The organism is Rhodococcus sp. 14-2483-1-1 (genome assembly GCF_002259335.1).
Taxonomy (GTDB): Bacteria; Actinomycetota; Actinomycetes; order Mycobacteriales; family Mycobacteriaceae; genus Rhodococcoides.
This window is the reverse complement of sequence record NZ_NPFX01000014.1, coordinates 54,715-69,768: the sequence shown is the minus strand read 5'-3', so window position 1 is coordinate 69,768 and position 15,054 is coordinate 54,715. Positions and strand designations below refer to the sequence as shown.

Annotated in this window: 14 protein-coding genes; 7 read left to right on the top strand and 7 right to left on the bottom strand. The window is 63.9% G+C overall.

Going from position 1 to position 15,054, the window contains the following annotated elements:
• Positions 1 to 152: 152 nt before the first annotated feature.
• From paaA to CH294_RS11555, 7 genes are read left to right on the top strand one after another with little or no spacing between them, the layout of a single operon-like run.
• On the top strand, positions 153 to 1,100 hold the full coding sequence (paaA, locus tag CH294_RS11585) for a 1,2-phenylacetyl-CoA epoxidase subunit PaaA (RefSeq protein WP_032379887.1): 948 nt from the start codon (positions 153 to 155) through the stop codon (positions 1,098 to 1,100).
• The gene (gene paaB / locus CH294_RS11580) at positions 1,097 to 1,459 is read left to right on the top strand and encodes a 1,2-phenylacetyl-CoA epoxidase subunit PaaB (RefSeq protein ID WP_032404451.1); all 363 of its coding nucleotides are present in this window, start codon (positions 1,097 to 1,099) and stop codon (positions 1,457 to 1,459) included. Before paaA ends, paaB begins: the two co-directional genes overlap by 4 nt.
• Before the next feature lie 28 nt (positions 1,460 to 1,487).
• A complete protein-coding gene (gene paaC / locus CH294_RS11575; RefSeq protein ID WP_094738021.1) occupies positions 1,488 to 2,405 on the top strand; it encodes a 1,2-phenylacetyl-CoA epoxidase subunit PaaC in 918 nt (305 codons plus the stop codon).
• Between the two features lie 41 nt (positions 2,406 to 2,446).
• A complete protein-coding gene (gene paaD, locus CH294_RS11570; protein WP_094738378.1) occupies positions 2,447 to 2,908 on the top strand; it encodes a 1,2-phenylacetyl-CoA epoxidase subunit PaaD in 462 nt (153 codons plus the stop codon).
• Positions 2,908 to 4,002 (top strand): 1,2-phenylacetyl-CoA epoxidase subunit PaaE, encoded by a 1,095-nt coding sequence (paaE, locus tag CH294_RS11565; RefSeq protein ID WP_094738020.1) that lies wholly within the window; start codon positions 2,908 to 2,910, stop codon positions 4,000 to 4,002. Before paaD ends, paaE begins: the two co-directional genes overlap by 1 nt.
• A gap of 18 nt (positions 4,003 to 4,020) precedes the next feature.
• The gene (gene paaK, locus CH294_RS11560; protein WP_094738019.1) at positions 4,021 to 5,328 is read left to right on the top strand and encodes a phenylacetate--CoA ligase PaaK; all 1,308 of its coding nucleotides are present in this window, start codon (positions 4,021 to 4,023) and stop codon (positions 5,326 to 5,328) included.
• A 1-nt stretch (position 5,329) separates the two neighbouring features.
• Complete coding sequence (locus CH294_RS11555; RefSeq protein WP_037175745.1) at positions 5,330 to 6,235, top strand: helix-turn-helix domain-containing protein; 906 nt, start codon at positions 5,330 to 5,332, stop codon at positions 6,233 to 6,235.
• Between the two features lie 10 nt (positions 6,236 to 6,245).
• Here CH294_RS11555 and CH294_RS11550 read toward each other — a convergent pair whose 3' ends face one another.
• The 7 genes from CH294_RS11550 to CH294_RS11520 all read right to left on the bottom strand — a co-directional run bounded on the left by CH294_RS11550 (position 6,246) and on the right by CH294_RS11520 (position 14,808).
• Positions 6,246 to 7,481, bottom strand: coding sequence for an acyl-CoA dehydrogenase family protein (locus CH294_RS11550; RefSeq protein ID WP_094738018.1), 1,236 nt, complete (start codon positions 7,479 to 7,481; stop codon positions 6,246 to 6,248).
• Positions 7,482 to 7,596: 115 nt separating this feature from the next.
• A complete protein-coding gene (locus CH294_RS11545) occupies positions 7,597 to 8,613 on the bottom strand; it encodes a helix-turn-helix domain-containing protein (RefSeq protein ID WP_141216491.1) in 1,017 nt (338 codons plus the stop codon).
• Between the two features lie 56 nt (positions 8,614 to 8,669).
• Positions 8,670 to 10,190, bottom strand: a complete 1,521-nt coding sequence (locus CH294_RS11540) for a GMC family oxidoreductase N-terminal domain-containing protein (protein WP_094738016.1) — start codon at positions 10,188 to 10,190, stop codon at positions 8,670 to 8,672.
• 116 nt (positions 10,191 to 10,306) lie between these two features.
• On the bottom strand, positions 10,307 to 10,789 hold the full coding sequence (locus tag CH294_RS11535; protein WP_094738015.1) for a DUF5134 domain-containing protein: 483 nt from the start codon (positions 10,787 to 10,789) through the stop codon (positions 10,307 to 10,309).
• A gap of 5 nt (positions 10,790 to 10,794) precedes the next feature.
• On the bottom strand, positions 10,795 to 12,210 hold the full coding sequence (locus CH294_RS11530) for an APC family permease (RefSeq protein ID WP_094738014.1): 1,416 nt from the start codon (positions 12,208 to 12,210) through the stop codon (positions 10,795 to 10,797).
• Positions 12,203 to 14,149: a primary-amine oxidase gene (locus tag CH294_RS11525; RefSeq protein WP_094738013.1), complete on the bottom strand. Its 1,947-nt coding sequence runs from the start codon at positions 14,147 to 14,149 to the stop codon at positions 12,203 to 12,205. The genes CH294_RS11530 and CH294_RS11525 overlap by 8 nt, the downstream gene beginning before the upstream one ends.
• Before the next feature lie 89 nt (positions 14,150 to 14,238).
• Positions 14,239 to 14,808: a TetR/AcrR family transcriptional regulator gene (locus CH294_RS11520; RefSeq protein WP_094684862.1), complete on the bottom strand. Its 570-nt coding sequence runs from the start codon at positions 14,806 to 14,808 to the stop codon at positions 14,239 to 14,241.
• Positions 14,809 to 15,054 lie beyond the last annotated feature (246 nt).

Here is a 15,054-nt window from a genome sequence, read left to right as displayed (position 1 = left end):
GGGAGTGGAGCCTGCGGAACGACCCATGTGAACAGAAACTCGATCCCTGCTACGAAGTTCCGCGCACCTGCGGCGCAGCCGCTCTTGTGCACGGAGCTGCACTCGAGGCATACTGGTTACCAACCGATCATTCGGTAATGAAAGTAGGACTTATGACCACGTCAAACACCTTGTCCGCCGAGACGCTGCAGGACGGGTTCGACGACACCGTTGCCCGCGAACAGCGCGTCGAGCCCCGCGACTGGATGCCCGACGGCTACCGCAAGTCGCTCATCCGCCAGATCGCCCAGCATGCGCACTCCGAGATCATCGGTATGCAGCCGGAGGGCAACTGGCTCACCCGTGCGCCGTCACTGCGCCGCAAAGCGATCCTGATGGCCAAGGTGCAGGACGAAGCCGGCCACGGCCTCTACCTGTACTCCGCCGCAGAGACGCTCGGTGCAGACCGCGCCGATCTGACGGTCAAGCTCATCGAGGGCAAGCAGAAGTACTCCTCGATCTTCAACTACCCCACCCTGACGTACGCCGACGTGGGTACCATCGGCTGGCTCGTCGACGGTGCAGCGATCTGCAACCAGGTTCCCCTGTGCCGCAGCAGCTTCGGCCCGTACGCACGCGCGATGATCCGCGTCTGCAAAGAGGAGTCGTTCCATCAGCGACAGGGCTACGAACTGCTCGCCACGATGATGCGCGGCACCGACGAACAGCGCGCCATGGTTCAGGAATCAGTCAACCGCTGGTGGTGGCCGGCTCTGATGATGTTCGGCCCGCCGGACGACGAGTCCCCCAACACCGAGCAGTCCATGAAGTGGGGCATCAAGCGACACACCAACGACGAACTGCGCCAACGCTTCGTCGACATGTCCATCCCGCAGGCGAAGGCTCTCGGAGTCACGTTCCCCGACCCGGACCTGAAGTGGAACGAGGAGCGCAAGTCGCACGATTTCGGCGAGCCCGACTGGTCCGAGTTCATGCAGGTGATCAAGGGCAACGGTGCCTCCAACGTCGAGCGCATCGCGAACCGGCGCGCAGCTCACGACGGCGGAGCCTGGGTCCGTGAGGCCGCAACCGCATTCGCCGAAAGGAACGCAGCATCATGACCGAATTCACCGCCGAGGGCGGCCACGGAGCGGTGCCCACCGAGGGCGTTCCGGTCGAGCCGAAAAGAGAAGCGGTCAAGGCCGATTGGCCTTTGTACGAGGTATTCCTCAGAGGCAAGCGCGGCCTGAACCACGTGCATGTCGGATCGCTGCACGCCGCCGACGACCACATGGCGCTGCGGCATGCTCGCGACGTCTACACCCGACGCAACGAAGGCGTCAGCATCTGGGTAGTTCCGTCCAACTCGATCGTCGCGTCGTCGCCGTCGGAGAAGGATCCGTTCTTCGCTCCGAGTGGCGACAAGGTGTACCGCCACCCGACGTTCTACGAGATCCCCGACAACGTTCCCCACATGTGAGACCCACACTTCAAGAGGACAAGCACTCATGACTGATCACGACAGCGCCTACGAGGGCCTCGTCGACGAGGATTCGCACGGGCAGTGGGCATTCGGGACGAGCTTCGACGACCCGCTCGCCGGAGTCGACACCACCGTGCCCGACGACGTCGACCTGAAAGCCCTTGCCGCGTACTGCCTCATGCTCGGCGACGATGCGCTGATCAGCTCACAGCGCCTGGCCGAGTGGAGCACCCGCGCACCGGAACTCGAAGAGGAAGTGGCACTGGCCAACGTCGGCCTCGATCTCCTCGGCCAGGCCCGGCTACTGCTGGCCCGCGCCGCCAAGGCCGACCCGACGGTCGTGCCGTTCATCTCGGACACCTCCCCCGCGCCGGCCGAGGACGCGCTCACGTTCTTCCGCGACGAGGCCGACTTCCGGAACGTACGACTCACCGAGCTCGACAACGGTGATTTCGCCAAATCTCAGGTGCGCCTTCTGGTGTTCTCGACGTGGCGTCTCGCACTCTTCACTCGGCTGCAGGATTCCCGGGATCCCGTTCTCGCCGCGGTTGCGAACAAGGGCGTCAAAGAGCTGACGTACCACCGCGACTACTCGGCACGCTGGGTCGTCACTCTGGGCTGCGGCACGGAGGAATCGAAGCGACGCGTCCGCGACGCGGTGGCTCGGATCTGGCCGTACGTCTCCGAACTGTTCGTGCCGACGGACGAGGAAATCGCACTCGCGAAGGTCGGTGTCGGCGTCGACCCACGCGACGTGCGCGAGGAGTTCGATTCCGTTCTGGCACAGGTGCTGCACGCCGCCGAGTTGGAGACACCCGAGGGCAAGTCCGTGGGCACCATCGGCGGCCGTGGAGGCAGGCGAGGTATCCACACCGAGGCATTCGGGCCGCTGATCGCCGAGATGCAGGTCGTGGCGAGAGCGCATCCGGAGGGAGTCTGGTGACCACTCTCGAACGAACGGCACGCGAGATCGCCGCCACCGTCATGGATCCCGAGATGCCGCTGCTCACTCTCGACGACCTCGGCGTCCTGCGCGACGTCGAGGTACGCGAGAACGGCAGTGTGCTCGTCACGATCACACCGACGTACTCAGGATGCCCGGCGATGGCGACGATGCGCGACGACATCGCGCACAAACTCGCCGACCACGGCTACTCCGAGGTCGAGATCGTCACCAGCCTCTCCCCCGCGTGGAGCACCGACTGGATCTCCGAGGAGGGCCTGCGCAAGCTTCGCGAAGCCGGCTACTCCGTACCCGGCCCCGCCCCGGCGCGGACGAGTGGTCCGGTCCCGTTGACCCTGACAGTGAAACCGCGGCAGATCGCCTGCCCCCAGTGCACTTCCACCAATACCCGCCTCACCTCCGAGTTCGGTGCCACCCTCTGCAAAGCCCAGTACCGGTGCGACGACTGCCTCGAGCCCTTCGACCACGTGAAGGAAATTTGATGACCGTCACCGCTGAACCCGTACAGAAGAATCTGCGGAACAAGCCTTTTCACACGTTGACCGTCGCGGATGTCGAGTCACTGTGCGACGACGCCGTCGCCGTCACGTTCGACGTACCCGAACACCTCACGGACGAATTCGACTTTCGCCCAGGGCAATCCCTGATGCTCAGCCGCACCGTCGACGGCGTCGAGCACCGTCGCTCCTACTCGATCTGCGCACCGGTGGGCGCGCGTCCCCGCGTCGGTGTGCGGGAGGTGAGCGACGGCCTGTTCTCCTCGTGGTTGGTCCACGACGTCAAGGCAGGCGATCGAATCGACGTTCAGGGGCCCACCGGCACCTTCCACGCCGATCCGGCCGAGGCGGGCAGGCATGTTCTCATCGCGGCCGGCTCGGGCATCACCCCGATGCTGTCGATCGCCGCCTCGGTCCTGACCAACCCCGACGCCGAAGTGGTTCTGCTGTACGGTAATCGGCGGACCCGAACGGTGATGTTCGCCGAGGAGATCGCGGACCTGAAGGACCAGTACGGCAGCCGGTTCGACGTCATTCACGTCCTGTCCAGGGAGCCGCGCGAGGTCGAACTGTTCAGCGGAAGACTCGACGCCGAACGACTGCGCGAGATACTCGACACCGTCGTCGCCACACCGGAAATCGATCATTTCTGGTTGTGTGGCCCGTTCGGGATGGTCACCGATGCCCAACAGGTTCTCGGAGACCTCGGTGTGGCGAAGACCAGCATCCACGCCGAGCTGTTCTATGTCGACGACGTGCCCCCACCGCAGGAGAAGCATCGCGAACCGGGCATCACCGGCCCGAGCAGCGAGGTCACGATCATACTCGACGGCCGTGAGGTGACAGGTGCACTGCCGCAGGACGAGTCGATCCTCGACTCCGCCGAGCAACTGCGCTCCGATCTTCCCTTCGCGTGCAAGGGCGGGGTGTGCGGCACCTGCCGCGCGAAAATCACGTTCGGCGACACAGATATGCGGCGCAACTACGCATTGGAAGACAACGAAGTCGATGCCGGCTTCGTGCTCACCTGCCAGACCTACCCACTCAGCGACACCGTCACCGTCGACTTCGACGCCTGAGACCACGAGAGAGCAACCATGACCAGTGTGCTGTCCGCCCCCACAGACACCCCCGACATCGAATTCGCGTCCCGGGATCGAATCTCCACTCTCCAGTTGGAGCGCCTGCAGTGGTCACTGCAGCACGCCTACGACAACGTTGCGCATTACAAGAAGGCCTTCGACGACGCCGGTGTGCATCCGACCGATCTGAAGGATCTGTCGGATCTGGCGAAGTTCCCGTTCACCGCGAAGAAGGATCTGCGCGAGAACTACCCCTTCGGCATGTTCGCCGTCCCGCAGAACCAGGTCTCGCGCATTCATGCGTCCTCGGGCACCACCGGCCGACCGACCGTCGTCGGATACACCGCGAACGACATCAGCAATTGGGCGGACCTCATCGCGCGTAGCCTTCGCGCCGGCGGGGTGAAGCCGTCCGACAAGGTGCACGTGGCCTACGGATACGGACTTTTCACCGGCGGTCTCGGCGCGCACTACGGCGCAGAACGACTGGGCTGCACCGTCATTCCGATGTCGGGTGGTATGACCGATCGTCAGATCCAGCTCATCGAGGACTTCGAGCCCGACGCGATCATGGTGACGCCGTCCTACATGCTCACCATCGTGGACGCGATGGTCAAGAAGGGCATAGATCCGGCCAAGACCTCGTTGAAAACCGGTGTCTTCGGCGCGGAGCCGTGGACCGAGGAGATGCGCAAGGAGATCGAGAAGACCCTCGACATGGACGCCGTCGACATCTACGGCCTGTCCGAGGTGATGGGGCCGGGCGTCGCGATGGAATGCGTCGAAACCAAGGACGGACTCCACATTTGGGAGGATCATTTCTACCCGGAGGTCATCGACCCGGTGACCGGCGAAGTCCTGCCCGACGGTGAGGAGGGTGAGTTGGTGTTCACGTCCTTGTCCAAGGAAGCCATGCCGATCATCCGGTACCGCACCCGCGACCTGACTCGTCTGTTGCCCGGCACTGCCCGCACGATGCGCCGGATGCAGAAGGTCACCGGCCGCACCGACGACATGATCATTCTGCGCGGCGTCAATCTCTTCCCTACGCAGATCGAAGAGCTGATCCTGACGGTTCCCGCGCTGGCACCACAGTTCCAGTGCGTGCTCGAGAGGGCAGGCCGCATGGACTCGTTGACTGTTCTCGTCGAGGCCCGCCCCGACGCCGCACTCGACTCGCATGCACCAGCAGCGGCGACACTGAAGAAGCTCGTCAAGGACCGCATCGGCGTGAGCGTTGCGGTCGATGTCGTCGCACCGGCAGCTCTCGAGCGTTCCATCGGTAAAGCCCGCCGTCTGATCGACAACCGCCCAGCCGTATGACATGAGCCCGGTGGCACAGAGTTTCGAGCAATGGCGCGAGAACGTCTCGACGGCGTTCGTGCCGCTCGACGCTGTGTCCACTGGGCCGTCGTCGTTCGAAGGCACGCTGGTCTCGTCGACGCTGGGGGCCTTGCAACTGAGTGAGGTCACCGGCCGAGAAGTCGACGTCAGGCGCACGCGCGCAACCATCCGGCGGTCCGACCCCGGATTGATCAAGGTGGGTCTGCAACTGACGGGGTGCGGCACGATCGTCCAGAACGAGCGCGAGGCCGTGCTGCGTCCGGGCGACTTCGCGGTGTACGACACCAGCGCACCGTACGAGCTGCATTTCTCCGGCAATTTCGAGATGTTCGTCGTGATGTTCCCGCGTCGAGAACTGCGCATCGACGCCCGGGAGTTGACGACCGTGGCTGCACGGCGCATCGAGGGTGCCCGGGGAGTGGGTGCGTTGGTGTCACCGTTTCTGCATACGCTGCGCCGCAACGCTCTCGATGGCACTCTGCCCACCACACCGATGCTCGAGCACGCTGTACTCGACCTTCTCGGTGCCGCTCTCGACGACGCAGCGCCGCACGAGGCTCCAGGTTCGACTCTGCTGATCGAGGCCAAGGCTCTCGTCGAATCGCACCTGTCCGATCCCTCGCTGTCCACGGCGTCTCTCGCTGCGCGTCTGCATATTTCGACGCGCTACCTACAGAAGCTCTTCGAGTCCGACGGTCGCACGGTCGCCGGCTGGATCAGATCCAGGCGACTGGATCGATGCCACCGCGATCTGCGTGACCCTCGTTTCGCCGCGGACAGCATCGGAACCATCTGTGCGCGTAACGGTTTGATCGATTCCTCGAACTTCTCGAAACTGTTCAAGGAGACGTACGGCATGTCGCCCCGGGAGTATCGAACCGGGTGAGCCGACGAGCTCAGGCCATCCCGGACGCAGCGAGTGGATCCCATCCCGCAGTCCGCATCAACTCGTGCATCTGCCGACGTCGAACACCGGTGTTGCTCCCCTCGATGATCGGGTATGCAGTGGCATCGGCGAGATATCGCAGTATCGGAAAGCTCGGATTGTATGCTTCGACGCCGACGATCTTGACCAAGTCGTTGATCACTGCGACCGCCGTCTCGGATCCGAAAATCTTGGCGTGCAGGGCCATTTCGAGCGCGCTGGGATGTTGCGACAGCACCGCGTCGAGCGCACGCCACGACAGCAGTCGGACCGCTTCGATCTTGCCTTTCGCATCGGTGAGTACGTCGGCAACCGCTTGATGATCGATGATCGGCACCGTCCCGCCCCTCTTCTCCGACGTGGCGAACGCAAATGCCGCAGCGAAGGCCTGGCGCATGGCAGCGACGGAGAACGTTCCGATCGATGCACCGCTCGCCAAGAAGGCATTGCGAGTCAATTGCACTCCCTGTCCCTCTTCCCCGATCAGGTTGGACCTCGGGATGCGGACGTTGTCGAATGTGACGCGTGAGGTCAGGCAGCCCTTGAGGCCGGGCAGGTCGTACACCTCTTCCACCGAGAATCCGGTCGAGAGCTGTTCGCGCTCGACGACGATGATCGACACGCCGCCGGGAGTCCGGCAGACGACCGTCATGATGTCCGGTCCGAGCCCGTCCCACCCTCCCAGGTGTGACGCCCAGATCTTTTCGCCGTTGAGGACCCAGTGGTCTCCGTCGGGGATTGCGGTCGTCCGGGTGCCTTCGGCAGGCGGCGGCGCGTCGAAATTGGCACTGCCACCGGGTTCGCTGTAGGCCATGGCCGCGACCGGGCTGCCGGCGTCGACCAGGAACGGTGCGACGAAGCGAGCGATCTGCTCCGGGGTCCCGGCCTCGTACACGGGTGCGAGCGCAATCAACGGCCCCGCAAGACTGATCGTGAAATCAGGACTGGCAGAGGCGAATTCCTCGACGAACAGCGCCGCGTCCACACCACTCGAGGCGAGTCCGCCGAAGGGTACCGGAATCAAGCCTTTGAGGAATCCCGCCTCCACCGCTTTTTCGAATACCGGTCGGGCCAACAGGGCGCGTTCGAGTGGGTCGGGCGTGGATCGCACCTGTGCGGACAGGTCGTGGAGATAGGTGTCGGCGAACTGACGCGCGCCCTTCTTCAGTGCTTCCTGCTGGTCGGTGAGATCGAAACTGATGGGCATGGGGCGTCCTCTTCCAGTCGGCGGGTTGCAGACTCCCATCACACCGCCGGAGGGAACCGATGGTCTTGCTGTGCAGCGCAAGACTCTGTGCCGTGTGCGCAACGCCCACGCGCCCTCACGCCGAGCAGCGCGCCTGTGCCCGATAGTCACGTGCAGACATGGAGTACTTCTGCCGGAAGGCTCTACTGAACGAACTCGCGTCGATCATGCCGTGGCGCGCCGCAATACGTGAGATGCCGGCCGAGTTGTTCGGATCTCGCAGCACAGCGGCAATCGCAGCCAGTCGGTGCTCACGCACCACCGTGGCGAACGATGCGCCCTTGGAAAATGCGTAGTGGACGGTCCGCGGCGACACGGACAACGCGCGCGCGACGACCGAAACAGACAAGTCGGGGTCACTCAGATGGGTACGAATGTACTCGGTTGCCGACGCCGCGATCGAGCTCGACGAATCTGCAGCAGTCCCCCACGTGTCGCCGAGAACTGCCGCCACCGTGGCGTGAAAGGCGCGCTCGAGATGAGCGCCTGACGACCATGGCGTCGACTCGCCGGAACTGTGCTCCCACAGCGCTTTCATGACCGACGCCACTGCCAGACCGGTACCCGAACCCGTATCCATGGATCGCCCGATCGCCCCGGTATGCAACAGGTCGGACTCCGCCAGGCAGCTGTGCGGCACCTGGTAGGACATGACGCGCCAAGGACCCTCGTAGTCGAACCAGAACGGGCGAGTGGTGTCCACAACTGTGAACTGACCAGGGACGACACTCGTCACACCTGCAGATTCCGTGCGGACCCGACAGGTACCGGCCAATTGGATGTTCACGTAGAACACCCCTTCACCGGTGTGCGCTACTTCTTTCTCTCCGTGCGCGATCCGTTGCCCGACCGATTCGAGTACGGCGCGATTGGTGGAACCCAGTGGCCTCAATTCGACGCGGGCGTCGAAACCGCCGTCGACGGTCAGCTCAGTCTCGGGTGTGAGCGGAGTGAATTCACGGCAGATCACCTCCCGCCACACCTCGAATCGATCGCTTCGACGGTGGGTGGACAAATCGTGCACGACCACGTCGACTCCGCTCGAATACCGATGACCTCCGTACGAGGCATGCACCATCCATGGTGACGTCACCGCACTTCGGTGACGTCACCTCCACGTTTCGCGGGTGCAACAACCCAGTCCGTTCCCTAGCTTCCCAGGATCAGATCCGACGCCCGCTCACCCACCATGATCGACGGCGCGTTGGTGTTGCCCGACGGCACGGTGGGCATGATCGACGCATCCGCGACTCGCAGTCCTTCGACGCCTCGCACTCGAAGATCGCCTCCGACAACAGCATTGACATCCGATTCGGTACCCATCTTGCAGGTGCCGACCTGGTGGTGGTACGTGCCCGCGGTTTGGCGTACGTAGGCTCGCAGGTCGTCACGAGTACGCGCGCTCGGTCCCGGAACCACCTCGGCCTTACGCCACGGTGCGAAAGCGTCGGACGCACCGATCTCGCGGCAGATCTCCACCGCATCGACCATGGCCTCGAGATCGTACGGATCGGCCAGTATGTTCGGATCTGCCAGCGGCAGTTCGCTGGGGTCCGAGGACGCCAACCGCAGCGTGCCGCGCGAACGCGGAGCCACGATTCCGGGTGCGATCGTGTAGCCGTGCTCGGGCACCGGATATCCATCGGCGGGGTAGGGAATGTGCATGAACAGGGGCTGCAGATCGGGTGCAGCGCCGGCCCATCCCGTGCTGCGGGCATACAGCTGCGCCTCGAGCAGGTTGTTGGTGCCGGCGGCGAGCGGCTCGAGTGACTCGTAGATGTTGCTCAGCAGCAAATGGTCGTGCAGGTTCTCGCCGACGCCTGGCAAGTCCACCAGCGTGTCGATACCGAGTGCACCCAGATGGCCGGACGGCCCGATTCCACTGAGCATCAACGTCTTCGGTGAACCGAGGGCTCCGCCACACAGGATCACCTCGTGATCGGCGAACGATCGCTCCAGCTCGGAACCGCCGAGGCTGTACTCGATTCCCACCGCGCGGCCGTTCTCGAGCACCACCTTGTGCACCAGAGCCCCGGTGGTGACGGTCAGATCGGGATTGTCCAGTACCGGGCCGACGAAACTCCTCCACGCACTCATTCGTTCACCGTCGCGAGTGGTGGTGTGGTTGTAGCCGGCACCGACCATCTCGTCGGCGTTGAAGTCGTCGATCAGCTTGTGGCCGTGCTCGACGGCCGCATCGACGAAGGCCGCCGCCAGCGGATGCGGGGTACCCATGATGGACACCGGCAGTGGCCCGTCGCCGCCGTGGAACTCGTTGGCACCGAGCTCGTGTGACTCCGAACGCTTGAACAGTGGCAGCACGTTCTCCCAGGCCCACCCCGCATCGCCGGTCGCGGACGCCCATCCGTCGTAGTCGCTGGAATGCCCTCGCACGTAGATCATTCCGTTGAGGGACGAGCTGCCGCCGAGTACGCGTCCGCGCGGCCAGAAGATCCGTCGATCGTTGGCGTGCTTCTGCGGAGTGGTGAACAGTCCCCAGTCCTGCGAGCCACCCAACAGCGTGGGCCAGCCCTGCGGTGAGTGGATCGCCGGATCTGTATCCACAGGCCCGGCCTCGATCACGTGCACGGTGTGCCCAGCATCGAGCAACCGCCGGGCGATGACGCTTCCTGCTGATCCTGCTCCCACTACGATGTAGTCCGTCGACATGTGCTGCCTCTTTCTGTTGTGACCGTCGACACAACAGTGGCCGAGTCCGCGAACACATACTTGTGACTGCGCGCACACATTGTGGGTCAGATGCGCACCACCATGAGCGAGCTCGGTCAGAACGCCATCGGTGCCATTCCCAGGATCATCAGTGCGGAGCCTGCGGTCACTCGTCGCCCGGGCGGGTTCGTGCGCAGCAGGTGGATCGTCACGGCCATCCACCCCACCAGGAGCAACGCGGCGATGATTCTCGGATCGGCCTCGACTCCATGCTCGTGCCGCATCGGCGTCTGCGGTGCCGCATGGGAGTGCATCGGCGGCAGCAGCATCAGTAGCACGGCCATGCAGGTCAGGTCCACAGCGCACGGGATCGACCGTGTTCTGTTCGGCCGATCTGCGGTGACGTGTACGGCAGCCGCAACAAGAGCGAGTATCGAGATCAGCGCCATGGACGGGTCGGTGCCGAACACCACCATGGCGGCCATGACGGTGCCCATGCACAGGTGAGCCGACCGGACCCGCCCCGTATGGCTGCCGCGTCCGAGCAGCGGAAGAACGGCACCCACTGCACCGAGCGCCATCAGCACCGTCATGACCATCGGCGTCAGACCTCCGTCGTCTCGAGGGTTCGACTCCGAGTCACTCGTGCCGTCACTGTTCCTCCCACGAAGAATGCCACCACGACGATCAGCAACAGGGCGGCGAGCACTTCGGAACCACCGATCAACAGCGTGAAATTGTCCAACACGAGACCGAGGATCGCCACCAGACCCAGGGTTCCGAGCGCCGGGGCGACCAGAGTGTGCCAGGTGCGTCTATCCACGGTCGATCGACGAAAGAACGCGATGATCGCTGCGCCTGTCAGGATCATCAGGACCAGGATGCTCACGGTGGCCAGTCCCGACATCCAGGTGAACAGCTCCAACACCGGATCTGCGCCTGCGGCCGCGAAGACCACGAGAACCACCGTCGCCGAGGCTGTTTGGAACAGCGACCCCATGTGCGGGGAGCCGTGCCGCGAGTGCGTGCGCGCCAGCATCGACGGGGCGACACCTTTGCGAGCGAGCGCGAAGACGTACCGGCCGATGGCGTTGTGGAACGCGAGAAGGGCGGCGAAGAGACTGGTGACCAACATTATTTCCATGATGTCCGCCGACATCGGGCCCAAGTACTGGGCTGCAGCCGTGAAGGTCAATCCCGCCGTGCCGTCGGCAGCGGCCTGCGCGACGGACGCACTGCCGAAGGCGAGTACCACGGCCCAACTCGACACCGCATACACCAATCCGATGGTGATGACGGCGGCGTAGGTCGCGATCGGAACGGTCCGAGTGGGGTTACGTGCCTCCTCACCGTAGATCGCGGTGGCCTCGAAGCCGATGAACGACGCAATGGCGAACATCAGGGCGATTCCCGGGGATCCACTGAGGAAGGCCGAGGGAGTGAAGGATTCGACGTCGATGCCGGCGGCACCACCCTTGGCGAACACCGCGACCGACAGCATCACGATGATGCCGATCTCGAGCACCAGCAGTACCCCGAGGACCTTGGCACCGAGATCGATGCTGCGGTACCCGAGCGTCGCGACGATCGCGAGGAGGCCGAGCGCCCAGACCCACCACGGCAGGTCGGGACCCCCGTACTTCACCACCAGGCTGTCGACGGTCGATGCAGCGAGGCCATAGATCCCCGCCTGAACAGCCGTGTACGTCAGCAGCGCCAGACCCGCGGTGCCGAGGCCCATGGTTCTCCCGAGCCCCTTCTCCACGTACGCGTAGAACGCGCCCGTGTCCACCATGTGTCTGCTCATGGCCGCGTATCCGACGCTGAAGATCAGCAGGACGATCGCCGCGACTATGTAGGCGAGTGGAGCGCCCGCTCCGTTGCCGGTCGCGATCATGACCGGTAAGGCTCCACCGATGGCGGTCAGCGGTGCCGCAGCGGCGATGACCAGGAACACGATCCCGACGACGCCGATGGAACCGCGCAGTACGCCTGCCGAACTCGACTGTGTATCAGACATTCTGCTCGCCGCCCTCGCAGCTCGATGCGGCGCAGTGCGAAGAACTCGAGCGGGGCACGTCGAGGGTGGGGTTGCGGTCGAAGAATCCCGCAGGCTTCAGTTTGAAGCCGGTGTAGTCCACCGGCATGATCGGCCAATCCTCGGGCCTCGGGAAGTGGGTCAGCCCGAAGGTGTGCCACAGCACGATGTCCTCGTCGACGAGGCTACGGTTCGAGGCGACGAAGGCCGGCAGGCCCGCTCCCCCGTGGTGCTGATTGACGAAATCACCTGCGGCATACCGTTCGCTTCGGTCGAACTGCGTCACCCAGAGATGCTTGGTGGCGAACGTGGCGCGTCGCGCGATCGACGAGTTGTCGTCGGCCAACAGCAGCGGCTGCCCCTCGGGATGCAATGTATATCCGACGGGCTTTCCGAGCCGGCTCGAGGAGGTGGGATTGGTGACGTGCCAGACGCGGCCGACCCTGCCGTCGGCGACGCGTTGGGCCTCCGATTCCGTGGCCAGCGGGGTGTGTTGCAGAGCAAAGGCATTGCCGTGCAGGTTGTCCGGGCCCATCGGTACTCGGCGGGTCTCGATCTCCTCGACGGAGTTGCCGATGCCGTCGATCATCATGTCCAGTCGCGCACTGAACAGGTGCTGGTGGCACGGCGCACCGAGCCCCGGGGCGATCTCTGTCGCGTAGGGGTAGTCGCCACCGGGATGCCCGGAGGTGAAGACGATTCCTGTTGCCTTGACCTCGAATTCGATGCTGCCGTCGAGGTACAGGTACCAGAAGAATCCGTAGTCGTAGTTGCCGATGGTGGTGAAGAAGGAGATCACGAGACGTCGCTGACGCCGGGTCTCCTGCGAACCCGACCACAGATCGGTGTGCTTCCACAACACCCCGAAGTCCTCCTCATGCATGCACACGGCATTCGGCAGCGTCTTCGGATTGCCGAATTCATCCGCGATCACAGCATCGAAATACGTGATGTCCCCGACGCAGTCACAGCCGAGTTCGAGTGAATTCGCGTACCGTCCCACCAGATACTCACCGGTGTCGAAGTAGTTCTGCCACGACCGCACCGGGGATGGGTCCCCATAGGGCACAACCATTTCGGCGATCGAAGCGCGGTGGATGATCGGCCGGACGATACCGTCGTCCTCGAACCCGATCTGGTGCAGAACCAGACCTTCACGCACATCGAAGCCGACTCGGAAGGACCACTTCTCCCAGTCGACGCGATTGCCTCGAACCGTGAAGCTCGGACCCTCGGGTTGAGTGATCTCGATCGGCTTCTGCGTGGTGCGCAGCGGACCGGTGACGGCCGGATCGTCGAAGTTTCCCGACTCTTCCGGGATGGGAACCACGCCCAGGTCGACAACCTTGTCCACCGTCCGATTCATCACGTCCACGAACGCGACCAGCCCGTCTATGGGATGGGCCCACGCGTGATCGGCGGGGTGGTCCTGCCGAAAAGCCAGGCCACGGAGTATGCGTCGGCCATGCTCGCCCGGGTAGTCGAACACGCCTGCCGACAGGGGTGCCACTCGAACGTCGGCCACGTCGAGTCCGCGCGCGGCCAGTGCGGCGAGCCAGTCCGGGTCGGTGGAGAGCACATTCTCGACGAGCTCGAATTCCTCGTCGAGAACCGGCATCTGGCCGTCACGGATGGCGTCGAGGCGGGTGGAGCCGATCACCCGACGCTCGTCGAGGGAGACCAGAAGGTCGACGGCATCGGGCGTCGAGATGTCGTGCAGCAGCACTCGATAGGTGCGTCGGGTAGTCGGTTCGGCGACGTACAGCTCGGACTTGTCCGGTTCGTCGAGTCCGACGTAGACGAACCGGGTTGCGGCCGTGACGAATCCGGCGGTGTCGACGATGTCTCGAACCTGTGCGATCTCGTCTTCGGTGGGCAACGACAGAGCGTGGTCGATTGCGTGGGGCGTGAGGGTTGGCATGGGTGGTCCTCGGGGTCTGGTTTTGATTCTACGTACGTTGAATAACGAAGGCATGCGGCATTGCAGGATTCGCCTGCCGGCAGGGGTGGCTACAGCTGAGCTATGAACCGGTCGAGCATCTCGAACTGCCGGTCGGCAGTGGTGTCGTCGGGGGTGAGCACGCCGAGAATCTGCATACCCATCATCATGTTGAGCAACATTTCGACGGCGAGATCGACATCGAAGTCGCCGGCGTCGCCTTCTGCGCGAGCCTGCTCGAGAAATTCCGCCATCCGCGCCCGCCACGACACCAGGGATCGACGGTTCGTGTCGTCCATGTGCTCGTCGTACATCGCGCGCTGCCACAGCGAGACTGCAATTCTCGCCTCGAGCAGAGTCTCTTCGGTCGTCGGCATCACTTCTCGGCAGAAGATGCGGAGGGCATCGAATCCCGTTGCGTTGCCGAGAGCTTCGTCGATCCGTCGGTTCGTAGCCTCGAAGACGTGCTCGAACGCGGTTCGGAGAATCTCGTCCTTACCCGCGAAGTAGTGGCTCAGCGCGCCGTTCGTGTATCCCGCCTCGGTCGCGATGTCCCGCATGTTCGCGGCATCGATCCCCTTGGCAGCGATCAGACGCCACGTTGCCGCGGTGATCGCGCGGCGGCGTTCGTCGTGATCCACGAGCTTGGGCACAGCCCTACGGTAGCGGCTCCCTGCTCGGACCTAGGGTTCGGGCATCGTCATCATCGCCTTCCGATCCGTTCGCACGTTGTTCTACGTCCGTTGAATCAAAGCTTGAGGCCTACTCGTTACGAATCGAGTTTCCTTCGGTAAACACCGCGTTACCCCAGGTGAGCGGAACTTCGACCCCTGCTACGAAGTTCCACTCACATGGGTCGTTCCGCAGGCTCCACTCCCGCTCACCTG

Excerpts from the sequence above, each read along its gene's own strand:
- paaA (WP_032379887.1), top strand. The coding sequence starts at position 153 with ATGACCACGTCAAACACCTTGTCCGCCGAGACGCTGCAGGACGGGTTC.
- paaB (WP_032404451.1), top strand. The coding sequence starts at position 1,097 with ATGACCGAATTCACCGCCGAGGGCGGCCACGGAGCGGTGCCCACCGAG.
- paaC (WP_094738021.1), top strand. The coding sequence starts at position 1,488 with ATGACTGATCACGACAGCGCCTACGAGGGCCTCGTCGACGAGGATTCG.
- paaD (WP_094738378.1), top strand. The coding sequence starts at position 2,447 with ATGGATCCCGAGATGCCGCTGCTCACTCTCGACGACCTCGGCGTCCTG.
- paaE (WP_094738020.1), top strand. The coding sequence starts at position 2,908 with ATGACCGTCACCGCTGAACCCGTACAGAAGAATCTGCGGAACAAGCCT.
- paaK (WP_094738019.1), top strand. The coding sequence starts at position 4,021 with ATGACCAGTGTGCTGTCCGCCCCCACAGACACCCCCGACATCGAATTC.
- CH294_RS11555 (WP_037175745.1), top strand. The coding sequence starts at position 5,330 with ATGAGCCCGGTGGCACAGAGTTTCGAGCAATGGCGCGAGAACGTCTCG.
- CH294_RS11550 (WP_094738018.1), bottom strand. The coding sequence starts at position 7,481 with ATGCCCATCAGTTTCGATCTCACCGACCAGCAGGAAGCACTGAAGAAG.
- CH294_RS11540 (WP_094738016.1), bottom strand. The coding sequence starts at position 10,190 with ATGTCGACGGACTACATCGTAGTGGGAGCAGGATCAGCAGGAAGCGTC.
- CH294_RS11535 (WP_094738015.1), bottom strand. The coding sequence starts at position 10,789 with ATGGTCATGACGGTGCTGATGGCGCTCGGTGCAGTGGGTGCCGTTCTT.
- CH294_RS11530 (WP_094738014.1), bottom strand. The coding sequence starts at position 12,210 with ATGTCTGATACACAGTCGAGTTCGGCAGGCGTACTGCGCGGTTCCATC.
- CH294_RS11525 (WP_094738013.1), bottom strand. The coding sequence starts at position 14,149 with ATGCCAACCCTCACGCCCCACGCAATCGACCACGCTCTGTCGTTGCCC.